We start from the raw sequence: 21,813 nt of genomic DNA on the forward strand, positions 1-21,813 counted from the left end.
GACGGTGCCCGGTGGGATCCGACCTCCCGCCGGGCACCGTCATGTTCCGCCGAGCACGGTCACGTGTCGGCGGACGCTGTCACGTCCCGGCGGACGCCGTCACGTCCCGCCGGGCAGCCGCTGCTCGAACCAGACCACCTTGCCGGTGCCCAGCCGGGTGGCGCCCCAGCGGTCCGCGCACCGGGCCACTATCTGCAGCCCGCGCCCGCGTTCGTCCTCCGGACCGGTACGGCGCGGGCGCGGCAGCAGCGGACTGTCGTCGCCGACCTCGCAGCGCAGCCGGGTGGTGCGCACCAGGCTCAGGGTGACCGGCCGGGTCGCGTGCTGGACGGCGTTGGTCACCAGCTCGCTGACCATCAGCTCGGTCGCCTCGCTCAGCTCGTCCAGCCCCCAGCGCCGCAGCGTGTGCGCGGCCAGCCGGCGGGCCCGGCCCGGCGTCTCGTTGCGCGGTTGCAGGTACCAGTGGGCGACGTCCCCGGCCGGGATGCCGTCGAAGCAGGCGCCCAGCAGGGCGATGTCGTCGCCGCGGTCCCCGGGCGGCAGGATGCGCAGCGCCTCCTGGCACAGCTGCTCGGGGGACTGCCAGCGAGCGGCCGCGATCCGCGCGCGGAGCACCTCCAGGCCGTCGCTGAGCGGGCGGGTGCGGGTCTCCACCAGGCCGTCGGTGAACAGCAGCAGCGACGATCCGGGCGGCGCGGGCAGCTCGACCGAGTTGAAGTCCACCCCGCCGACCCCGATCGGCGCCCCGGAGTCCAGCTCCACCAACTCGGCCCGGCCGTCCGGGCGGACCAGCACCGGCGGGACGTGCCCGGCGTTGGCCAGCACCACCCGGTTGGCGATCGGGTCGTACACCGCGTACACGCAGGTGGCGAGGTGCTGTTCGCGGCCGAGCCGCTGGGCCTGCTCGTCCAGGTGGTAGAGCACTTCGTGCGGCGGCAGGTCGAGTGCGGCCAAAGTCTGTGCGCTGGTGCGCAGTTGGCCCATGATGGCGGCCGAGGTGAGCGAGTGGCCCATCACGTCGCCGACGATCAGGGCGACCCGGTTGCCGGGCAGCGGCACCGCGTCGTACCAGTCGCCGCCGACCTGCGCGCCGCGCTCACCGGGCAGGTAGCGCTGGGCGATCCGGACGCCGTGCGACTGCGGCAGGCGCAACGGCAGCATGCTGCGCTGGAGTTCGTTGGCTATCTCCCACTCGCGGGCGTACCGCAGGGCGGTGTCCACGGCCAGCCCCGCCTGGGTCGCCAGGTGCGCGGCGGTCGCGGTGTCGGCCGCGTCGAAGGCCGGCCGGCCGGTGCGTTCAGGGGGCCGCCGGATCAGCACCAGCAGACCGAGGACGGCCTTGCGGCCGCGCAGCGGCAGGGCGACCACCGAGGTGCCGGCGGCCAGCCGGGCCAGCCCGCGGGTGCCGTACACCTCGCGCAGCAGCGACTCGGTGCGCTCGGCGGCGGGCGTGCCGAGGACGGCCGACTCGGCGGGGCGGCGGCTCAGCAGGATGTGCGCCAGCGCGCCGCCCCGGGTGACCGGGGTGGCCGGGCCGGTATCGGCGGTCGAGCGGGAGCCGAAGCGCGAGCGGTGCCGGTCGTCCGCGCCGCTCTTGCGGCCGCGGCGGCCGATCCGGGTGCCGGTGCTGTGGTGGATCCGCAGCTCCTCCGGGAAGCCGGGCTCGCGCTCGACGTTTGGCAGCGGGTCGCGCAGGTGGACGACGGCGGCGTCGGCGAGGGTCGGGACCAGTACCCGGCCGATGTTGCGCAGCGTCGCGGCCAGGTCGAGGGCGCTGTTGATCCGCCGGGTCGCCGCGTCGAGGTAGGCGAGGCGGTCCGCCACCCCGTCGGCCGCCCCGTCGGCCACCCCGTCGGCCGCCCCGTCGGCCGCCCCGTCTGCCGCCCCGGCGCGGTCCGGCCGCGCCGTCGGAGGCTTCGCCGGGGCCGGGGCCGGGGCCGGGGCGGGAGTCACCGCCCGGACCGGTTCGTCCGGTCGGGCCGGGAGCCGGCCGCGCTGACCCGGGACGGCGGGCGGCTGCTCCGCCTCGGTCTTGAGCTGGTCGCGCACGGCTGCCTGTCCTGGATTCGGTGGGGTCGGGAGGTCTGGTCGGTGAGCTGTTCTGGTCCTCTGGTCGGTCAGCCGACGCGTCGACAGCACAGGAACAGCTGTTCCTCCGGCGGCAGCGTGGTACTGGCCGGCGCGTACGGATGCCCCGAGCACTCCTCGACGGCGAAACCGGCCGCGACCAGAACCCGCTCCAGATCCTCCCTCAGATACCCACTGATCCGCAGCTCTCTGCCAAGGAACGGAAGCGGAACGTGATCCAGGTCCGCCTCGACCATGCCGAGCACCAGCAGTCCGCCCGGCCGCAGGAGGTCGCGCAGCCGTCCGAGCACGGTCGGGATCTCGTCCTGCGGCAGCAGGATCAGTGAGAAGAACGCGGTGACGGCGGCGAAGGTGCCGCGGCCCGCCGGCCCCAGCCCGGGCGCGCCCCACACCCGGTCGGCGCGCTCGGTGGCCAGATCGTAGAGGTCGATGCGGTGGAACTCGGCCGGGTACGCGCCCTCGATCCGAGCCTGGCGGGCCAGCGTCAGCATCACGTCCGAGAGGTCTATCCCGGTCACCCGCAGCCCGCCGGCGGTCAGCTGGCGGACGGTCGGCTCGCCCGTCCCGCAGCCCACGTCCAGCACCCGGGCCCCGGGTTCGAGCTCGGCGAGCAGCTGCCGCCCGCATTCCAGCTGGCCGTCCTTGGCGGGGAACGCCTCGCCGTACCCGGTGCCGATGGTGTCGAAGGCGACCGCCTGGAGGGCCCGGGTCGCCCGGCGTCGCCGCACGTCGGGGCCGTCGTCGCCGGCGTCCTCGCCGACGGGGAACGCATCGGATATCTGTCCGGTCGTCACGTTGAGAGGCACCCTTCCACCCGTGGCCTCCGGTCGGCTCCTCCGCAGCCTCCTGGGCCGCTGCCGGTGGCGGTACGTCACGCTCCCCGCATCACAGCTTTCGTCGCACAGACGGCCTGCCCCCCGACACGTTGTCGGCGGACACTCGTGTGCGTACTGGCATCTGAGAATATGCGTGATCACTGCGCCATGGGGTCCCTTTCCGGCCAACTCGTCATGCTTGGGCCGAAGTGGGGCGGGTCCGCGGAAGCACGGGGGTGCGGGCCGGGTGGTGCGACCGGCCCCGCACGCCGCACGGCGCGCCGGTGGTGGCGGCGCTGACCTGCGGTTTTGCCAGTACGCAGGCTGACAATCGGACGTTTATCGAACGTCAATCGGCGGGGTGCACAGTGGAACCAGCGCCGGGGAAGCGTTGAGGGCGCTCCCGCAGCCGGGGGGCTGCGGGAGCGCCGACGCGCGGATCGGGGGAGGTGCTCCGCGGGGGAGCGGAGGCCTTTACGGCGCGGGGGGAGAAGAGAAGGGCTCGGTGTGCTGTCGGGAGATGAGGTCCGCCACGGGGGAGGCCTCCGGCACACCGAGCCGCGTGAAGATCGCGTGCGCCTCCTGGAGGCAGGCGAGCCCACGGGCCGGCTGGGCGAGCGCGAGCAGCGCCTCGCCCAGGGCAGCGTTGGCGAGGCCCTGGCAGTAGGCGGAGTCGAGCTCCTGGGCGATCGCCAGGGAGCCACCGGCGGCCTCGGCAGCCTCTGAGTGTTCCTCGGCGGCGAGCAGGGCGGAGGCGAGGCGGGCCAGGGTGTAGCCCTCCCAGAGCAGGTTGCGCTGGGACTGGTAGAGCTGATGGGCCTCCCGCAGGTGCGGGACGGCCTCGCTCCCGGGGAGCACTACACCCAACTGGTAGAGGGTTTGGGCGAGCAGGGGACCGTTCTTGGACTCCCGTGCGGCGGACACACCCTCACCGGCGGATTGGACGGCCGTCTCGGTCATCCCGAGTCGGTGCTGTACCCGGGCCATGTTGCCGACGATCCGCGCCTCGGCCTTGGGCGCGCCGACGGCCTGGCTGGTGGCCCGGGCCTGTTCCAGGAACGACAGGGCCTCGGCAGGGCGGTTGCCCATGTTGAGGATCACACCCAGCATGTTCGCGGTGGCCAGGAGCAGGACGGTCGGTTCGTCCGCGGCCTGGTGTTCCAGACTCAGGCGGAACGATCGCTCGGACCCCTGGAAGTTGCTGGTGTCGGACTGCAGAGTGCCGAGGGCGAAGTACACCTTGGCGATCCCGGCCGCATCGTTCCGACGCTGCGCGTCATCCCCGATGGCCTCCAGGATCCGGACGACTCGCGGTCCACGGGTCGGATCCGGGTCGATGCTGAACAGGTAGTTCAGCAGGTCGACGGCTGCCCGCTGCGACGTGCTGGGGCCGGTCGAAGCCGCCTCCACGGCGCTGAGCAACAGGGCCCCCTCGGTGCGCAACCAGTCCTGCGCGGCTCGGGCCGTGGGCAGGACCAGGCCGGGCGAGGCCGGTGTGGTCAGCAACTCGGGAAGCAGGTCGTCCGGCTCGATGACGTGGGCGGCGTTGCGGATGGTCGGGATCAGGAGGTCGAGCAGCCGCAGGACCGCCAGCTCCTGTTCCGCCGTGTCCCCGAGCCGCTCGTTCTTCCGCTGGGCGTAGAGCCGGAGCAGGTCGTGGTAGCGGTAGCGGCCGGGGGTGAAGCACTCCAGCATGTTGGCCTCGACCAGCGCCTCGGCGAGGTCCTCGGCGGTGTATTCGTCCACGCCGAGCAGCGCCGCTGCGGCCGCCAGCGGAATGTCCGGCGAGTCGATCAGGGCGAGCAGCCGAAAGGCGCGGGCCTCGTCCACGGACAGCTGTCCGTAGCCGAGCCCGATGGTGGTCTCCACGGCGAGGTTGCCGAGCTGGAGTTCGTCCAGGCGTCGTCGCTGGTCGGCTAACCGACTGGCCAGGTCGGAGACGCTCCAGCGCGGTCGGCTGGCCAGCCGGGCGGCGGCGATGCGGACGGCCAGCGGCAGGAAGCCGCAGGCGGTGACCACCTTCATGGCGGCCTCGGGTTCGGCGGCGACCCGGTGTTCACCGACGATGGCCGAGAAGAGCGCGAGCGCCTCGTCCGGCGTCAGCTCCTCGACGTCGAACAGCTGGGCGCCCGGGATGCCGGCCAGCCGGGAGCGGCTGGTGGCGAGCACCGCGCAGCCGGAGACGCCGGGGATGAGGGGCTGGATCTGCTCGGCGTCGCGAGCGTTGTCGAGCAGGATCAGCATCCGGCGGCTGGCGAGCAGCGAGCGGTACAGCGCGGCGCGCTGTTCGAGCGAGTCGGGGCTCTCGGTGACGCCGAGAGCGTGCAGGAAGTCGCCGAGGACGACCACCGGGTCCGCGGGCGAGGCGCCGGCTCCGCGCAGGTCGACGTACAGCTGTCCGTCCGGGAACTCGGTGCGGACGCGGTGGGCGACGTGGACCGCGAGGGTGGTCTTCCCGACGCCGCCGATGCCGGCCAGCGAGGTCACCACCACGGCTTGGCCGGTGGCGTTCATCAGCACCGTCGAGAGGTCGCCCACGAGCTTCGATCGACCGCTGAAGTCCGATACATCAGCCGGGAGTTGAGCCGGGGCCGGGGGTGGGGCCGAGCCGTCCTCGCGGGCGGCGGGGAGCGGGAGGGCCGGCAGGGTGAGGGCCGGGTCGGCAGCGAGGATGCGGTTGTGCATCCTGGACAGGCCGGCGCCCGGTTCGACCCCTAGCTCCTCGATCAGCAGCTTGCGGGTGTCGGTGTAGACGCCGAGCGCCTCGGCCTGCCGCCCGCAGCGGTACAGCGCCAGCATCAGCAGCTCGCGCAGCCGCTCGCGCAGCGGGTGCTGTGCCGTCAGGTTGTTGAGCTCGACGACGATCTCGGCGTGCAGACCGATGTCGAGGGCGGCGGCGCACAGCTCCTCGGCGGCGGCCACCTGGCGCTCGGCCAGCCGCAGCCGCTGGGCGTCCGCGTACGGACCGGGGATGCCGGTCAGCGGGCGGCCGCGGAACAGGTCCAGCGCCTGGGCCAGCAGTCGGTGGGTCTCGCGCTTGTCGCCCGAGGCGCGGGCGGCCGCGGCCTCGGCGGAGAGCCGCTCGAAGACCGAGAGGTCGAGGGCTTCGCCCGGGATGCGCAGGGCGTAGCCGTCGGCGACGGAGACCAGCAGCTCGGCAGGGCGGCGCACCTCCCGCTGGGGCTCGATGACGGAGCGCAGCCGGGAGACGTAGGTGCGGAGCGCGGCCACGGCCTGGGTCGGCGGGCGCTCGCCCCAGAGGGCGTCGACCAGGTCCTGGGTGGTGACCGGGCGTCCGGAGTGCAACAGGAGGGCGGTCAGGACGGCCTGCTGCTGGGGGGAGCCGAGGGAGAGGGGCTTGTCGTCGAGCCAGGCCTGGACCGGACCGAGGACTTGGAAGCGCAGCGCAGAGGTCTGCGGCGTCTCCCGAAGCTCCATGAAGTCCCCCGATGGCCTGTCGTGTTGATTCCGTGAAAGGGCGCTCGGCGGTCCGCCGCAGTGGTTCAGCTTAGGCGGACGGCCGACTCTGCCGGACGGCACCGCAAGCCGCACGATGTTTATCGGACATTTAATCAACCCTACGATACTGTCCCCGCGCCCGCGCCACGGAGGTCGGGCGGGACACATTTGATGACCGAAAGGCGGCCACTCAATGGCCAACGACCAGAGCGCTGCCCCGGCGCCGTCGACGCCCGTGAACGGCACGACGACCGAGACTCCGGCCACCGCTGTGGAGGCGGGAAAGGCTGTCGAGGGTGCCGTGACCGCGTCCTCGAACGGGACCGCTTACACCGCACCGACTGACGCCGACAAGACCGCGTTCGAGAACGGCCCCTTCGGTGACGAGGGCGAGTACATAACGGAGCCCACCCCGTCGACCACTGGTGACACGGACAAGCCGCGCGAGCCGCTGAACGTCGTGGGCGGCCACCCGTAAGTCGTTCCGGTTCGGTGCCCCCGTGCCCCCGTCCGGGCGCGGGGGCACTTCTGGTTCTGTGCGCGCCAATTCGTGTGCGGGTCCATCGGGTGGCCGATTCCCACCCTTGATGCACGCATGGTGACCACGGTCATCCGTAACGTGCCCGGCGGCACCCCCGGGGCGTTCCGGAATTCCTGATTCACCGGGGGGATTACCAAGCCCTGAATGCCGTGGTTTGCGTGGATTGATCCGCAATTACCGGGGCTGATCACAATCAGCTGAATCGCGGGGCTCGGCGTCGGTCGTGACGGGTGCGGCGGTCGTGGCGGGCGAGACGTGGTGCGGATCGGCGGTCCATTCGCGGCCGCCGTGCTCGGGGCGCAGGTAGTGCTCGCCGCCGATGGTTCCCATGTAGATGCCGGTGCGTCCGGTCCTCCGGTCGAGGACGAGGTCACCCACTGTCGGCCGGTGGACCTGGGCGTTGCGCTGTCGGGTGCTCACCTCACCGCTCCTTCGCTCTGTCGGCGACTGGCCAGCATCTCTAGAGAAGCTAATATCTCTAGAGATGTCAACGGTCGTATCTCCTTATCAGCGACCGCGGACGCGCCTACGATTTGTCCGAGGGAGAGGGAGCGCGATGACCGGCAGCAGTGGCGACAAACAGCCCAAGTACCAGCGGATCGCCGACTCCCTGAAGGCGGCCATCGACACGGGCCGCTACGGCGCGGGCGACCGGCTGCCCGGCGAGAACGACCTGATGGACGAGTACGGCGTGGCCCGGATGACCGCCCGCCAGGCGCTCGGCGTGCTGCAGAGCGAGGGCATCGCGGAGGCCCGCAGGGGCGCGGGGGTGTTCGTCCGGGACTTCCGGCCGCTGCGCCGGCGGGGCATCCAGCGGCTGGCGCAGGGTCAGTGGGGCTCCGGCCGGTCGATATGGTCCGCGGACATCGACAACCGCAGCCTGGTGGTCGACCAGGTGTCGGTCACCGAACAGGGCGCGCCCGAGCACGTGGCCCGGGTGCTGGGGGTGGAGCCGGGCGTCCCGATGTGCGTGCGGCACCGCCGCTTTGTCCTGGACGGCAAGCCGGTGCTGCTCTCCACCTCGTACCTGCCGGCCGTCCTGGTCGCCGGCACCGCGATCACCCGCGAGGACACCGGCCCCGGCGGGACCTACGCCCGGCTGGCCGAGATCGGCGCCAAGCCCGTGCACTTCCGCGAGGAGGTCCGTTCCCGGATGCCCGCCGCCGAGGAGGCGGCCCGCCTCGGACTCTCCGCCGGCACCCCGGTGATCCTGATCTGCCGCACCGCCTTCGCCGACGAGGGCCAGGTCGTCGAACTCAACGAGATGATCCTGGACGCCGCCTCCTACGTCCTGGAGTACGACTTCGACGCCTAGGGTCGGCTGGGGTGCTTCGACTACTGGTAGTGGTAGCGGGCCTTGAGGATCATCACTTCCTTCTCGTCGGCGCGGTACACCAGCCGGTGCTCGTCGTCGATCCGGCGCGACCAGTAGCCGGCCAGGTCACCCTTCAGCGGTTCGGGCTTCCCGATCCCGTTGAACGGGTCGCGCTGGATCTCGCCGATGAGACGGGTGATCCGTTGGGCCATCTTCCGGTTCGATCCGAGCCAGAAGAGGAAGTCTTCCCAGGCGTCAGGGTCGAATCGGACGCTCCTCACACCTCACCCGCTAGGGCTTCAAGTTCCTCCAAGGTCCTGGTGACTCCGGGGTGGCCGGCCTTGTCTCGGGCGACGGCCTCCATGAGTCGCCGGGCGTTGGCGGGGGAGCGCAGGAGGTAGATCGTCTCCTGCCACGAGTCGTAGTCCTCGGCGGACATGATGACTACGTCCCCGGTCTTGGAGGTGACTCTTATCGGCGCGTGGTCGTCGTTGACCTTCTTGATCAACGGGAAGAACTGGGTGCGTGCTTCGCTTGCGCTCATCGCCATTGACGTGCCTCCGTATCCGTACCGGATCCTGGTACCTGGATGGTACAAGTTTTCCGTACCACCTGCCGAGAAAACCGCCCCGGGCGCGAGGGGCGGCCGGGGCGGTCGGGGGGGCGTGCGGGGGTGTTCCGCCGGGGCGGCTACTCCTTGGAGCGGACCCGCAGGTTGGTGATCAGCGGGCCCTCGGTGGTCTCGCGGAAGAAGTCGTTGCCCTTGTCGTCGACGACGATGAAGGCCGGGAAGTCCTCGACCTCGATGCGCCAGACGGCCTCCATGCCGAGCTCGGCGTACTCCAGCACCTCGACCTTCTTGATGCAGTCCTGGGCGAGGCGGGCGGCCGGGCCGCCGATCGAGCCGAGGTAGAAGCCGCCGTGGGCGGCGCAGGCGTCGGTGACCTGCTTGCTGCGGTTGCCCTTGGCCAGCATGACCATGGAGCCGCCGGCGGCCTGGAACTGGTCGACGTAGGAGTCCATCCGGCCGGCCGTGGTGGGGCCGAAGGAGCCGGAGGCGTAGCCCTCGGGGGTCTTGGCCGGGCCGGCGTAGTAGACCGGGTGGTCCTGGAGGTACTTGGGCATGCCCTCGCCGGCGTCCAGGCGCTCCTTGATCTTGGCGTGGGCGATGTCGCGGGCGACGACCAGCGTGCCGGTGAGCGAGAGCCGGGTCTTGACCGGGTACTTCGACAGCTCGGCGCGGATCGCGGACATCGGCTGGTCGAGGTCGATGCGCACCACGTCGTCGTCGAGGTGCTCGTCGGTGGTGTCCGGCAGGTACTTCGCCGGGTCGGTCTCCAGCTGCTCCAGGAACACGCCCTCGGCGGTGATCTTTCCGAGCGCCTGGCGGTCGGCGGAGCAGGAGACGGCCATCGCGACGGGCAGCGAGGCGCCGTGGCGGGGCAGTCGGACCACCCGGACGTCGTGGCAGAAGTACTTGCCGCCGAACTGGGCGCCGATGCCGATCTTCTGGGTCAGCTCGGTGACCTTGGCCTCCAGCTCCAGGTCGCGGAAGCCGTGGCCGGTCTTGGCGTCGCCGGAGGTCGGCAGGTTGTCCAGGTAGTGCGCGGAGGCGTACTTGGCGGTCTTGAGCGCGAACTCGGCGCTGGTGCCGCCGATCACGATGGCCAGGTGGTACGGCGGGCAGGCGGCGGTGCCGAGGGAGCGGATCTTCTGCTCCAGGAACGAGAGCATGCTGGCCTCGTTCAGGATGGCCTTGGTCTCCTGGTACAGGTACGACTTGTTGGCGGAGCCGCCGCCCTTGGCCATGAACAGGAACTTGTACGCGTCGCCGTCGGTGGCGTACAGCTCGATCTGGGCCGGCAGGTTGTTGCCGGTGTTCTTCTCGTCCCACATGGTCACCGGGGCCATCTGGGAGTAGCGCAGGTTGAGCTTGGTGTAGGCGTCGAACACGCCGCGCGCGATGGCGGACTCGTCGGCGCCGGAGGTCAGCACGTTCTGGCCGCGCTTGCCCATGACGATGGCGGTGCCGGTGTCCTGGCACATCGGGAGGATGCCGCCGGCCGAGATGTTGACGTTCTTCAGCAGGTCGAGCGCGACGAAGCGGTCGTTCGGGCTGGCCTCGGGGTCGTCCAGGATGCGGCGCAGCTGGGCGAGGTGCGCGGGGCGCAGGTAGTGCGAGATGTCGTGCATCGCCTCGGCGGTGAGCAGGCGCAGCGCCTCGGGCTCGACCTGGAGGAAGGTGCGGCCGCCGGCCTCGAAGGTGGAGACACCCTCGGAGGTGATCTTGCGGTACGGGGTCGGGTCAGCGCCCAGGGGGAGCAGGTCGCTGTACTCGAAGTCTGGCGTGGGAGCCATCGGGGCGGTCCTTAGGGGTCCAGTGGTCCGGCTGCGTCGGCGAAGCACCATCCAGGGTAGGACCCGGCCGCGGGACGCATGCGGACAGGTCAGCCTTGCGTGACCGGGCTCACTCGGGCAGCAGTGCGAGCCACTAGGCTTGGCCCGTGAACAACACGTCGGACAACACGCCGGACAACTCGCCGTCGCAGGACGATCCGGGACAGCCGCCGGTGCCGGCGCCCGTCCCCCTGACCAAGCCCGAGCCGAAGCCCGAGCCGAAGCCCGAGTCCGAGCCCGAGCCCGAACCGAAGCCCGAGCCCGAACTCATGCCCCGGCCCGCGCCGGTGGCCGACTCGCGGCCGTCGCACGCCCCGGTGGCGGAGGCGGAGCTGCGGGTCTCGGACGCCGACCGCGAGCGGGTCGCGGAGCTGCTGCGGGACGCCTACGCCGAGGGCCGGCTGGACGGGGAGGAGCACGCCGAGCGGATCGGGGCCGCGTACGCCGCCAAGACCTTCGGCGACCTGGTCCCGCTGACCAGGGATCTGCCCGCGCACCGCGCGGTGTCCTTCGACAAGCCGCCGCTGGACGCCGGGGCGCCCGCCCCCGCACCGGCCCGGCCGCTGCCGCCGGCGCGCCACGAGGCGCCGTCCGTGGTGGCGATCTTCGGCGGTGCGGCCCGCAAGGGCCGCTGGCGGGTGGGCTCGCAGCTGACGGCGTTCACCGCGTTCGGCGGGGTGGAGATCGACCTCACCGACGCCGTGTTCGAGTCCCCGGAGGTGGAGATCACCGTGACGGCGATCTTCGGCGGGGTGGAGATCCGGGTGCCGGAGAATGTGAGCCTGCTCGGTTCCGGGGTCGGCATCTTCGGCGGTTTCGACGTCCGGGAGCAGACCGCGGCGGACCCGTACGCTCCGGTCGTGCGGGTCAAGGGCGTTGCCCTGTTCGGGGGTTGCAACGCGAAGCCGCGCCGGGGCAAGAAGCTCAAGGAGTGGGTGCGCAAGCAACTCGGGACGGAATAGCCCGAATTGACCTGTTGGGCGCCCGGCCGGGGATCAACTCCCGGTCGGGCGCTCGGCGTTGTGCCCGGTGCACTCCGTAGTCGATTGCGTGCAGTGTGCATGAATCGCGGCCGAGCGGGGTAGTTCCTTCCGCACATCGCTTCTTGTACGGCTGTGCGCCGGAGGCGGCCCAGTGGCCGTCCCGGGCGTTGGACAGCGGGGGCTCGCAGCCGGGCAGGGGAGCGAGGTTCCCCCGTGTCCGAGAGCCTCGTCAGGAGTACGGCCGTGCTGCATCCGATCGAGTCCCGCACCACCTCGCCAGTCGCCGCCGCCCAGTTGCTGGAGCGCCGTCCGGCCGTCCGCCCGCAGCCGCAGCCTCCGGGCGGCACGGCGGGTCCGGCCGCGGGTGAGGACAATCCGTGGCACACCGGTGCGGCCTGTCGGCGGGACGAGGTGGGGCTGTTCTTCGCGCCCTCGAAGGAGCCGACGGCGGCCCGGTTGTCGCGCGAGGAGCAGGCCAAGCAGGTGTGCGCCCGCTGCCCGGTGCTGCTGGAGTGCCGTGAGCACGCGCTGGCCCAGCCGGAGCCGTACGGGGTCTGGGGCGGGCTGACGGCGGCCGAGCGGCGGGTGGTGCTGGCCAGGCGCCGGCGCCGGGACGCGGAGCTGCGCGAGGCGACCAGGGTGGCCACGGCCGGGCGTCGGATAGCGGGTTGACGGCGGGCCGAAGACCCCTGGGCAGGCGGGCGAGCGCCCCTGCGGGCGCGAGCGTGACCGACGTGCCGCGCGGCCCCGGCGGAGGGGGATTCCGCCGGGGCCGCGCGTCTGGGCGTCCGTGTTCGGGTCCGGGTCAGTTGGCCCGGTCGAAGTCGATCGCGCTGTAGGCCCGCAGCTTCGACAGCTTGTGGACCGAGTTGATCTCGCGGATGGTGCCGCTCCTGGAGCGCATCACCAGCGAGCTGGTGGTGGCGGTCTCCGAGCGGTAGTGCACGCCGCGGAGCAGCTCGCCGTCGGTGATGCCGGTGGCGACGAAGAACACGTTCTCGCCGCTGACCAGGTCGTTGGTGGTGAGCACCCGGTCCAGGTCGTGCCCGGCGTCGAGGGCCTTCTGCCGCTCGGCCTCGTCCTTGGGCCACAGCCGGCCCTGGATGACGCCGCCCATGCACTTCATCGCGCAGGCCGCGATGATGCCCTCGGGGGTGCCGCCGACGCCCAGCAGCAGGTCCACGCCGGTGCCCTCGCGGGCGGTCATGATGGCGCCGGCCACGTCGCCGTCGGTGATGAACTTGATCCGGGCGCCCGCCTCGCGGATCTCCCGGACCAGGCTGTCGTGGCGCGGACGGTCGAGCACCATCACGGTGACGTCCTCGACGGCGCTGCCCTTGGCCTTGGCGACCCGGCGGATGTTGACGGCCGCCGGGGCGGTGATGTCGACGTAGTCGGCGGCCTCGGGGCCGCAGACCAGCTTGTCCATGTAGAACACGGCGCTGGGGTCGAACATGGTGCCGCGGTCGGCGACGGCCAGTACGGCGACGGCGTTGGCCATGCCCTTGGCGGTCAGCGTGGTGCCGTCCACCGGGTCGACCGCGACGTCGCACTCGGCGCCGGTGCCGTCGCCGACCCGCTCGCCGTTGTAGAGCATCGGGGCTTCGTCCTTCTCGCCCTCGCCGATGACGACGACGCCGTTCATCGAGACGGTCGAGACGAGGGTGCGCATGGCCTTGACGGCGGCGCCGTCGGCCCCGTTCTTGTCGCCACGGCCGACCCACCGGCCGGCGGCCATCGCGGCCGCCTCGGTGACCCGGACGAGCTCGAGCGCGAGGTTCCGGTCCGGAGCCTCGGGCGCGACCTCCAGGGCACTGGGAAGGTGGTGCGGGTACTGCGTGGTCATCGTCGTTACCTCTCTGTACGCGACGGCCAGTGAGCGCCCGACTACTGCCAGGTCGAACGCCGTGGTGAGGGTGATGCGATCGTATCTGCCCATGAGATGACTGTCTGTGGCGCGGGTCGCCATCCCGGTGCGATAACCGCCGGTTCGCCCTGCTTCACCCGTACGTGCACACCCCGGGTGGCCTGGCCGGAATGTGGATGAGTCACCATGAGGGGGTGGCTGCAGAGAGCAAGGGCATGAGGGGTCGGCAGACCGTACGGGACATGGTCCTGTCGATGCTGGCGGTCGGATTCGTCGTCTGGATCGGTTACCTGTTCCTCCCGCACGACGCGAACAGCGATCCGGTGCACGTGGTCGCGTACAAGGTGGAGGCGGCCTCGGCGAAGCGCGCCGCGCCGTATCCGCTGCTGGCCCCGGAGGGGCTGTCCGACAAGTGGCGGGCCACCTCGGTCAGCTACACGCCGGCGGACATCAACAACGGCAAGGGCAACGCCTGGCACCTGGGCTTCGTGACGCCCTCCGGCCAGTACGCGGCGGTCGAGCAGGCCGACGTCCCGCGCGAGAAGCTGCTCGCCGACAAGGTCGCGGGCGCCCAGCCGGACGGCACCTCGGACACCGCCGGGCGGACCTGGGACCGGGTGCAGGGCGAGAAGGCCCGCGCGCTGACCGTCCAGACCGGTTCGGCGACCACCATGATCACCGGCACCGCCTCCTACGAGGAGATGGCCGAGCTGGCCCAGGCGCTCAGGTAGCGCCGGGGCCCTCGGGGGCGCAGGGGCACGCGGAAGGGCCCGCACCGGACGAACCGGTGCGGGCCCTTCGCCGTCGCGGGGCGCGATCAGACCGTGGTGACGACCTGGTCGTACTCCAGGCGCGGGGAGCGCGGGAACCAGGCGTCGTCGCCCGGCTTGCCGATGTTGACCACGGCCAGCACCGAGTGCTCGCCGTCGCCGAAGAACTCCTTGTTGATGCCCTCGGCGTCGAAGCCGGTCATCGGGCCGGCGGCCAGGCCGGCGGCGCGCACGCCGATGATGAAGTAGGCGGCCTGGAGGGCGCCGTTCAGCTTGGCGGAGTGCTCACGGACGGCGCGCTCCGAGAAGAACACGTCCTTGGCCTGCGGGAAGTGCGGGAACTGGGTCGGCAGCTCCTCGTGGAACTCGTTGTCCACGGCCAGGACGGCGACCAGCGGGGCGGCGGCGGTCTTGGCCTTGTTGCCGTCCGCCAGGTGCTGGACGAGGCGCTCGCGGCCCTCGGCGGAGCGGACCAGGACGACGCGCAGCGGCTGCTGGTTGAAGGCGGTCGGGCCGTACTTGACCAGGTCGTAGATGGCCTGGACCTGCTCCTCGGTGACCGGCTCGTCGGTGAAGGTGTTCGCGGTGCGGGCCTCGCGGAACAGCAGGTCCTGAGCGGCGGCGTCGAGTACCAGGGCGTCGGTGGTCATGCTTCTGCACCTCATGCGGGAGGGGGGTTCGTCGGTCTGACCGGCGCGGCCGATCACTCCGTCCAACATAGGTGAAGATTCAACGATTCCCCAAGCCATTGTGAGCTGCCCCACATCGGCCCGCGGTCGCCGTGCGCACCGCCCGCCCGGAAGGCCGCTCCCCGCCCCGAGGGTCACTCCCCGCCCGGGCCCGCGTCCTCCTCGGCGGCCAGCGCGGCGTCCAGTCGGGCCCGGGCGCCGTCCAGCCAGCGCTGGCAGACCTTCGCCAGCTGCTCGCCACGCTCCCACAGCGCGAGCGACTCCTCAAGGGAGGTGCCGCCGTTCTCCAGCTGCCGGACCACGTCCAGCAACGCGTCCCGGGCGTGCTCGTAGCCCAGCGCGTCGTCCGGGGTCGGCGCCGCCGCGTCCTGCTGCTCCTGCTGCTCTGCCATGCGTGCCAGCGTAGGGGCTGGCGCCGACAGGGGCGGGTTCCACGGGCCGAAATCGGGGTGCGGCCGACCGGCCCCGGCGCTAGCCTCCGCCGCATGATCAAGGTCCGACCCGCCACCCCCGACGACGCGCCCGAGCTGGTCCGGCTGCGCAACCTGATGCTCGAGGCGATGCCCGCCATGGCCGCGGCGGCCGGCCCCGGCCCCTGGCAGGCCACCGCCGAGCGGCTGCTGCGCGAGCGCCTGGCCGTCCCGGCCGAGCAGCTGACCATGCCCGTGTTCGTGGTCGACGCCCCGGACCGGCCCGGCCGGCTCGCCGCCTGCGCCGTCGGCACCCTGGAACACCGACTGCCCGGGCCCGGCAACCCGGACGGCCTGTTCGGCTCCGTCTTCAACATCTGCACCGACCCCGACCAGCGGCGGCGCGGCTACGCCCGGGCCTGCACCGAGGCGCTGCTGGACTGGTTCGACGGCCGCCGGGTCGGCCGGATCGACCTGCACGCCAGCAGCGGCGGCGAGGCGCTCTACCGCAGCCTGGGCTTCGGCGAGCACTCGATCGCGCTGTCCCGGCAGCGCTCCTACTGAGAGCCGGCCGCCGGGGTCCCGCCGGCCGGGGTCCTCCTACCGAGCTTCCGTCGGCCGGGGGTCCTCCTACCGACCTTTCGTCGGCCGGGGGTGCGCCGCCTCCGGGGCCACCGTGACGTCGAAGCCGCCGCCCGCCACCCGGGCGTGCAGCCCCTCCCCGGCCGCGAGCCCCGCCGGGTCCGTCACCACCGTGCCGTCGGCCCGCTGCAGCACCGCGTAGCCGCGCTCCAGGGTGGCTGCCGGGGAGAGCGCGACCACCCGGGCCAGCGTGTGCCCGAGGTCGCTCTGGGCGTGGTCCAGCCGGTGCCGCAGGGTGCGCCGGGACCGCTCCAGCAGGCCCTCCACCTCCTGCCCGCGCCCGTCCAGCATCCGGTGCGGGGCGGCCAGTGCCGGGCGGCTGCGCAGCCCGTCCAGCCCGTGCTGCTCGCGCTCGACCCGGGCCTGTACGTGCCGGCGGGCCCGGTCGCGCAGCTGGCGGACCTTGGCCAGCTCCTCGCCGACGTCCGGAACCACCCGTTTGGCGGCATCGGTCGGGGTGGAGGCGCGCAGGTCGGCGACGAAGTCCAGCAGCGGCTGGTCCGGCTCGTGCCCGATCGCGCTGACCACCGGCGTCCGGGCGGCCGCGACCAGCCGCACCAGCCCTTCGTCCGAGAACGGCAGCAGGTCCTCCACGCTGCCGCCGCCCCGGGCCACGATGATCACGTCCACCTCGGGGTGCTCGTCCAGCTCCCGCACCGCCGCGCTCACCCGCTCCACCGCGCTGACCCCCTGCACCGGGACGTTGCGCACCTCGAAGCGGACGGCCGGCCAGCGCCGCCGGGCGTTCTCCAGCACGTCCCGCTCGGCCGCCGAGCCGCGCCCGGTGACCAGCCCGACGCACTGCGGCAGGAACGGCAGCCGCCGCTTGCGGTCGGCCGCGAACAGGCCCTCCCCGGCGAGCCGCCGCTTCAGCTGCTCCAGCCGGGCCAGCAGCTCGCCCAGGCCCACCGGCCGGATCTCCGAGGCCCGCAGCGACAGCTGCCCGCGGGCCGCGTACCACTCCGGCTTGGCGTGCACGACGACCCGTGAGCCCTCCTGCACCACGTCCGCGACCTGCTCGAACACCGAGCGGAAGCAGGTCACCGTGAGCGAGACGTCGGCCTGCGGGTCGCGCAGGGTCAGGAACACCACGCCCGCGCCGGGGCGGCGGCTGAGCTGGGTGATCTGCCCCTCGACCCACACTGCGCCGAGCCGGTCGATCCAGCCGCCGATCAGCGCGGAGACCTTGCCGACCGGGAGCGGGGCTTCGGGGGAGCTGGTGTTGGCCATGCGTACGAGGCTAGCGGCGCCCGCCGACACCGTCCGCCGTACTGCCCTGCACGCCGAGCACCACCAGGCCGGCCGCCAGCCAGACCAGCCCGACCAGCTGCGCCGTGGTCGAGGCCTCGTAGACCACGGCGCCGATCACCGCGATCCCCAGCAGTGGGACGACCAGGTGCCGCAGCCGGTCCGGCGAGCCGTGCCGGACGGTGTACCAGCCGATCACCGAGGCGTGCAGCAGCGCGAAGGCGGTCAGCGCGCCCACGTTCACCACCGAGGTGAGCTGGTCCAGCCCGTCGTCCCGCTCGGCCGCCCAGACCGCCGCCGCCATGGTGACCACCGCGGCCGCCAGCAGCGCCCGGCGCGGCACCGCGCTGCCCCGGTCGACCGAGCCGAGCAGGCGCGGCAGCCGCCCGTCCCGGGCCATCGCGAAGACCAGCCGCCCGGCCGCCGCCTGGCCGGCGAGTGCGGCGAAGGCCGCGCCGATCGCCTTGCTGCTCGCCACCAGCACGTGCAGCCAGTGGCCGATGCCGCCCTCCACGGTGTCGTAGAAGGCGGAGCCCTGGGCGGCCGGGTGGGCGGCCAGCTGCTGCGGGGTGGTGGGCTCCAGCACCGCGGCCAAGTAGGTCTGGGCGACGAACAGCAGTCCGGCCAGCGCCAGGCACCACAGCACCGCCCGGGCCACCGCGGCCGAGGCGCCGACCGCCTCCTCGACGAAGGTCGCGATCGCGTCGAAGCCCAGGTAGGAGAGCACCGCGACGGACACCGCCGAGACCACCGCGGTGAGCGAGAAGGCCCCGACGGCGGTGAACGGGGTGTCCCAGCCGCGCCGCGCGCCGTCCCGTACCAGCACCACCACGGCCGCGACCACGAACGCCGCCAGCACGGCGACCTCCAGCGCGAGCACCGCGAAGCCGACCGCGGCCGCCGTCCGGACCCCGACCAGGTTGAGCGCGGTGGTCACCAGCACGGCGACCGCCGTCCACAGCCAGCGCGGGACCCCCGGCACCAGCGAGTGCAGCGCGATCCCGGAGAACAGGTAGGCCACCGCGGGGATCAGCAGGTAGTCCAGCATCGCCATCCACCCGGCGACGAACCCCGGCCCCTCGCCCAGCCCGGCCCGTGCGTAGGCGTACACCGAACCGGTCTGCGGCACCGCGCGCACCATCTGGGCGTACGAGAGGGCGGTGAAGCCCATCGCGACCGTCGCCGCCAGGTAGACGGCGGCCACCGCGCCGTGGCTCCTGGCGTCCAGCACACCGAACACGCCGACCGGGGCCATCGGGGCGATGAACAGCAGTCCGTAGACCATCAGATCGCGGACGCCCAGGGTGCGGCGCAGGCCGCCCGACGTCGGCTGCTCACTCACAGCGCTCATGGAGACCACAGTTGGGCAATCCTCGACCGTTTGCGACCGGAAAGGGCCCGGGGGCGGCGTGGTCCCGCGCCCGGCGCGGTGGGGCTCCCGGCCGCCCGTACGATGGAGCCATGTCCAACACCGCGCCGCGCCGTGTCCTGCTCGCCGCCCCCCGGGGCTACTGCGCGGGTGTCGACCGCGCCGTGATCGCCGTGGAGAAGGCCCTGGAGCAGTACGGGGCACCCATCTACGTCCGCAAGCAGATCGTCCACAACAAGTACGTGGTGCAGACCCTGGAGAAGAAGGGCGCGATCTTCGTCGACGAGACGGAGGAGGTGCCCGAGGGCTCGATCGTGGTGTTCTCCGCGCACGGCGTCGCCCCGTCGGTCCACGACGAGGCCCGGGCCGGCAAGCTCGCCACCGTCGACGCCACCTGCCCGCTGGTCACCAAGGTGCACAAGGAGGCCGTGCGCTTCGCCGACGAGGGCTACGACATCCTGCTGGTGGGCCACGAGGGCCACGAGGAGGTCATCGGCACCATGGGCGAGGCCCCGGACCGGATCCACCTGGTGGACGGCGCCGAGGACGTCGCCAACGTGCAGGTACGGGACGAGTCCAAGATCGTCTGGCTGTCCCAGACCACGCTCTCGGTGGACGAGACCATGGCCACCGTCGGCGAGCTGAAGAAGCGCTTCCCGGCGCTGGTCAGCCCGCCCAGCGACGACATCTGCTACGCGACCCAGAACCGCCAGGTCGCGGTCAAGCAGCTGGCCCCGGAGACCGACCTGCTGATCGTGGTCGGTTCCAAGAACTCCTCCAACTCGGTCCGGCTGGTCGAGGTCGGCCTGGAGTACGGCGCCAAGGCCGCCCACCTGGTCGACTTCGCCGAGGAGATCCAGGAGTCCTGGCTGGCGGGCGTCACCACGGTCGGCCTGACCAGCGGCGCCTCGGTGCCGGAGATCCTGGTCGACGGCGTGCTGGAGTTCCTGGCCGCGCGCGGTTACGACACGGTGGAGACGGTCAAGACCGCCGAGGAGCACCTGACCTTCTCGCTGCCCAAGGAGCTGCGCCGCGACCTGCGCGCCGAGGCCGCCGGCAAGCTCTAGGCCTTCCGTGACGGACCCGGTGCCCGCAGTGGGCACCGGGTCCGTCGCTTTCCGGCACCGCCCGTTGCTGTGCGCCCCCGCCCGCGCTCTCGTAGCTTTGTGCACAGGCTGCGTTTCATGCACAGGCTGTGGACGAGCCGGTCCGCGGCCGGACGGCGGAGGGTGGAGCGATGACGGCGGTATTCGGCGTGGACATCGGCGGTTCGGGCATCAAGGGCGCCCCGGTCGACCTCGCCCGGGGCGCACTCGCCCAGGAGCGCCACAAGGTGCTCACCCCGCAGCCGTCCGCGCCCGAGGCCGTGGTCGCGGCCGTCCGCGAGGTGGTCCGCCACTTCGACCACCAGGGGCCGGTCGGGCTGACCTTCCCCGGCGTGGTGGTCGGCGGCCGCACCCTGACCGCGGCCAACGTGGACAAGGGCTGGATCGGCCTGGACGCCGAGGGCCTGTTCCGCGACGCGCTGGGCATGCCCGCGACCGTCCTCAACGACGCCGACGCCGCCGGTCTCGCCGAGACCGCGCACGGCGCCGGCCGGGGCGAGTCGGGCGTGGTCCTGGTGCTCACCTTCGGCACCGGCATCGGCAGCGCGCTCTTCGTCGACGGCACGCTGGTGCCCAACACCGAGCTGGGCCACCTGGAGCTGCGCGGCAAGGACGCCGAGCGCCGGGCCTCCTCGGCGGCCAAGGAGCGGCACGGGCTGGACTGGGAGCAGTGGGCCGGGCGGGTCGACGAGTACCTGGACCTGGTCGAGATGCTCTTCTCCCCGCAGCTGATCGTGATCGGCGGCGGGGTGAGCCGCAAGCACGAGAAGTTCCTGCCGCTGCTGAAGGAGCGCCGGGCGCGGGTGGTGCCGGCGGAGCTGCGCAATGACGCGGGCATCGTCGGGGCCGCCATGGCGGCGGCCCGGGCGGCGGGCTGAGGGCCCGCGCGCCGGGCCCTCAGCGGGAGCGCTGGATCCGGCGCTGGGCGATGAAGCGGGCGAGCACGATCAGCGCGGCCAGCCCGGTGCCGGAGAACAGCCAGCCGGCCCGCAGCGCCAGCCCGGTCGCCAGCGCCACCACCTGGGCGGTCACGCCCGAGGAGCTGACCGGGGCGAGCGCCAGCAGCGCCACGGCGAAGGCGATCGGCCCGCTGATCGGGGCGGCCAGCAGGTCGACGTAGCGGACCCGGACGGCCAGCTGGAAGCAGACCACCAGGTAGCCGAGGCCGAACAGCCAGCCGAGGTCGTCGAAGAGCAGCCGGTCCAGGCCGGCCACCGCGAGCGTGGCCAGCACGGCGAGCACGCCGGTGCCGATCGCGGTCAGCCGGGTCGGCCGGCCGGTCCGGCGCCGTCCGTACACCCGCAGCCGGCGCTGCGGGGACGGGCGTGCGGCGGGCCGGTCGGCCACCGGGCGTAGCCGGGACCGGGGAGCCGAAGGGGCTCCGGCGCTCTCGGGCGCCCGGCCGGGACCGGGGACGGCGGCCGGGGCCGCGCCGGTCGGCGTACGGCGTCTGGGCCCGGGCGGCTGGGTACGGATGCTCTGCTCCACCCGCCCAACGTACGGTCCGATCATCGCCACACTGTGTAATGGACCGTTCAGGTCTTGTCCCGTGTCCCCGGATGGCGTACTCCTGGGATCGTCACTCAAGGGGCTGACCTGCTCGGCCGAGTCGACGCACCACGATCATCCGATGACCGCATGGGGGAGCGTATGACCGCCGGCTTCACCTTCGAACGCCTCGACCACGTCCAGCTCGACATCCCGGCCGGCGCCGAGGACGAGTGCCGCGCCTTCTGGTCCGGTGTGCTCGGCATGACCGAGCTCCCGAAGCCGCCGGTGCTGGCGGCGCGCGGCGGCTGCTGGTTCCGGGGTGGCGGGGTCGAGGTGCACCTCGGCGTCACCCCGGACTTCCGACCGGCCCGCAAGGGACACCCCGGCATCCTGGTGACCTCGCTGGACGCCCTGGCCGAGCGCCTCACCGCACACGGCCACGAGGTCACCTGGGACGACCACCACCCCGGCCACCGCCGCTTCTTCTCCGCCGACAAGCTGGGCAACCGGCTGGAGTTCCTGGAGCCGCTCCCGGCCGCGACCGAGGAGTGAGCCGACGCGGGCGCTGCCCGTAGACTTGGGGGTCGGCCCGTACGGTGCCGACCCAACTCCTCCAAGCCCAC

22 protein-coding genes are annotated in these 21,813 nt (G+C 72.6%); 9 read left to right on the top strand and 13 right to left on the bottom strand.

Features of this window, described 5'->3' with window-relative positions:
- Positions 1-99 precede the first annotated feature (99 nt).
- From ABTY61_RS18515 to ABTY61_RS18525, 3 genes are all read right to left on the bottom strand, one after another.
- On the bottom strand, positions 100-2,049 hold the full coding sequence (locus ABTY61_RS18515) for an ATP-binding SpoIIE family protein phosphatase (RefSeq protein ID WP_350506070.1): 1,950 nt from the start codon (positions 2,047-2,049) through the stop codon (positions 100-102).
- A 68-nt stretch (positions 2,050-2,117) separates the two neighbouring features.
- Positions 2,118-2,882, bottom strand: coding sequence for a class I SAM-dependent methyltransferase (locus ABTY61_RS18520; RefSeq protein ID WP_350506071.1), 765 nt, complete (start codon positions 2,880-2,882; stop codon positions 2,118-2,120).
- 495 nt (positions 2,883-3,377) lie between these two features.
- A complete protein-coding gene (locus tag ABTY61_RS18525) occupies positions 3,378-6,341 on the bottom strand; it encodes an AfsR/SARP family transcriptional regulator (protein WP_350506072.1) in 2,964 nt (987 codons plus the stop codon).
- A gap of 214 nt (positions 6,342-6,555) precedes the next feature.
- Between ABTY61_RS18525 and ABTY61_RS18530 the strand changes: the two genes are divergently transcribed.
- Positions 6,556-6,840, top strand: a complete 285-nt coding sequence (locus ABTY61_RS18530; protein ID WP_350506073.1) for a hypothetical protein — start codon at positions 6,556-6,558, stop codon at positions 6,838-6,840.
- A 237-nt stretch (positions 6,841-7,077) separates the two neighbouring features.
- Here the strand turns inward: ABTY61_RS18530 and ABTY61_RS18535 are convergent, their stop codons facing one another.
- Complete coding sequence (locus tag ABTY61_RS18535; RefSeq protein WP_350506074.1) at positions 7,078-7,323, bottom strand: hypothetical protein; 246 nt, start codon at positions 7,321-7,323, stop codon at positions 7,078-7,080.
- Positions 7,324-7,459: 136 nt separating this feature from the next.
- Between ABTY61_RS18535 and ABTY61_RS18540 the strand changes: the two genes are divergently transcribed.
- Positions 7,460-8,218 (top strand): GntR family transcriptional regulator, encoded by a 759-nt coding sequence (locus ABTY61_RS18540; RefSeq protein ID WP_350506075.1) that lies wholly within the window; start codon positions 7,460-7,462, stop codon positions 8,216-8,218.
- Positions 8,219-8,238: 20 nt separating this feature from the next.
- Here ABTY61_RS18540 and ABTY61_RS18545 read toward each other — a convergent pair whose 3' ends face one another.
- The 3 genes from ABTY61_RS18545 to ABTY61_RS18555 form a co-directional block, all read right to left on the bottom strand.
- On the bottom strand, positions 8,239-8,499 hold the full coding sequence (locus ABTY61_RS18545; protein WP_350506076.1) for a Txe/YoeB family addiction module toxin: 261 nt from the start codon (positions 8,497-8,499) through the stop codon (positions 8,239-8,241).
- Complete coding sequence (locus ABTY61_RS18550; RefSeq protein WP_350506077.1) at positions 8,496-8,768, bottom strand: type II toxin-antitoxin system Phd/YefM family antitoxin; 273 nt, start codon at positions 8,766-8,768, stop codon at positions 8,496-8,498. The genes ABTY61_RS18545 and ABTY61_RS18550 overlap by 4 nt, the downstream gene beginning before the upstream one ends.
- A gap of 140 nt (positions 8,769-8,908) precedes the next feature.
- Entirely contained in the window at positions 8,909-10,576 is a 1,668-nt protein-coding gene (locus ABTY61_RS18555; protein WP_350506078.1) for a fumarate hydratase, read from the bottom strand.
- 308 nt (positions 10,577-10,884) lie between these two features.
- Here ABTY61_RS18555 and ABTY61_RS18560 point away from each other — a divergent pair, with 308 nt between their 5' ends.
- Together ABTY61_RS18560 and ABTY61_RS18565 are read left to right on the top strand one after the other, a co-directional pair.
- Positions 10,885-11,577, top strand: a complete 693-nt coding sequence (locus tag ABTY61_RS18560; protein WP_350506173.1) for a DUF1707 SHOCT-like domain-containing protein — start codon at positions 10,885-10,887, stop codon at positions 11,575-11,577.
- Between the two features lie 234 nt (positions 11,578-11,811).
- Positions 11,812-12,270, top strand: a complete 459-nt coding sequence (locus tag ABTY61_RS18565; RefSeq protein ID WP_350506079.1) for a WhiB family transcriptional regulator — start codon at positions 11,812-11,814, stop codon at positions 12,268-12,270.
- 133 nt (positions 12,271-12,403) lie between these two features.
- On the opposite strand, the gene glpX is transcribed toward ABTY61_RS18565, so the two are convergent.
- A complete protein-coding gene (gene glpX, locus ABTY61_RS18570) occupies positions 12,404-13,444 on the bottom strand; it encodes a class II fructose-bisphosphatase (protein ID WP_350506174.1) in 1,041 nt (346 codons plus the stop codon).
- A gap of 215 nt (positions 13,445-13,659) precedes the next feature.
- On the opposite strand from glpX, the gene ABTY61_RS18575 reads away from it, so the two are divergent.
- Positions 13,660-14,196 (top strand): DUF4245 domain-containing protein, encoded by a 537-nt coding sequence (locus ABTY61_RS18575; RefSeq protein WP_350506080.1) that lies wholly within the window; start codon positions 13,660-13,662, stop codon positions 14,194-14,196.
- A gap of 86 nt (positions 14,197-14,282) precedes the next feature.
- On the opposite strand, the gene ABTY61_RS18580 is transcribed toward ABTY61_RS18575, so the two are convergent.
- Positions 14,283-14,885, bottom strand: a complete 603-nt coding sequence (locus tag ABTY61_RS18580; protein ID WP_350506081.1) for a malonic semialdehyde reductase — start codon at positions 14,883-14,885, stop codon at positions 14,283-14,285.
- A 173-nt stretch (positions 14,886-15,058) separates the two neighbouring features.
- Positions 15,059-15,316 carry an exodeoxyribonuclease VII small subunit gene (locus ABTY61_RS18585; protein WP_350506082.1) on the bottom strand — a complete coding sequence of 86 codons (258 nt, stop codon included), beginning with the start codon at positions 15,314-15,316 and terminating at the stop codon, positions 15,059-15,061.
- 93 nt (positions 15,317-15,409) lie between these two features.
- Between ABTY61_RS18585 and ABTY61_RS18590 the strand changes: the two genes are divergently transcribed.
- Positions 15,410-15,898, top strand: a complete 489-nt coding sequence (locus ABTY61_RS18590; protein ID WP_350506083.1) for a GNAT family N-acetyltransferase — start codon at positions 15,410-15,412, stop codon at positions 15,896-15,898.
- A gap of 66 nt (positions 15,899-15,964) precedes the next feature.
- On the opposite strand, the gene xseA is transcribed toward ABTY61_RS18590, so the two are convergent.
- Positions 15,965-17,206, bottom strand: a complete 1,242-nt coding sequence (xseA, locus tag ABTY61_RS18595; RefSeq protein ID WP_350506084.1) for an exodeoxyribonuclease VII large subunit — start codon at positions 17,204-17,206, stop codon at positions 15,965-15,967.
- A 10-nt stretch (positions 17,207-17,216) separates the two neighbouring features.
- Positions 17,217-18,575: an APC family permease gene (locus ABTY61_RS18600; protein ID WP_350506085.1), complete on the bottom strand. Its 1,359-nt coding sequence runs from the start codon at positions 18,573-18,575 to the stop codon at positions 17,217-17,219.
- 110 nt (positions 18,576-18,685) lie between these two features.
- Between ABTY61_RS18600 and ABTY61_RS18605 the strand changes: the two genes are divergently transcribed.
- Entirely contained in the window at positions 18,686-19,660 is a 975-nt protein-coding gene (locus ABTY61_RS18605; protein WP_350506086.1) for a 4-hydroxy-3-methylbut-2-enyl diphosphate reductase, read from the top strand.
- 170 nt (positions 19,661-19,830) lie between these two features.
- A complete protein-coding gene (gene ppgK / locus ABTY61_RS18610) occupies positions 19,831-20,577 on the top strand; it encodes a polyphosphate--glucose phosphotransferase (RefSeq protein ID WP_350506087.1) in 747 nt (248 codons plus the stop codon).
- A gap of 19 nt (positions 20,578-20,596) precedes the next feature.
- On the opposite strand, the gene ABTY61_RS18615 is transcribed toward ppgK, so the two are convergent.
- Entirely contained in the window at positions 20,597-21,187 is a 591-nt protein-coding gene (locus ABTY61_RS18615) for a DUF6542 domain-containing protein (RefSeq protein ID WP_350506088.1), read from the bottom strand.
- Between the two features lie 150 nt (positions 21,188-21,337).
- On the opposite strand from ABTY61_RS18615, the gene ABTY61_RS18620 reads away from it, so the two are divergent.
- Positions 21,338-21,742, top strand: coding sequence for a VOC family protein (locus ABTY61_RS18620; protein WP_350506089.1), 405 nt, complete (start codon positions 21,338-21,340; stop codon positions 21,740-21,742).
- Positions 21,743-21,813 lie beyond the last annotated feature (71 nt).

Source organism: Kitasatospora sp. NPDC096128, assembly GCF_040303105.1.
GTDB lineage: Bacteria > Actinomycetota > Actinomycetes > Streptomycetales > Streptomycetaceae > Kitasatospora.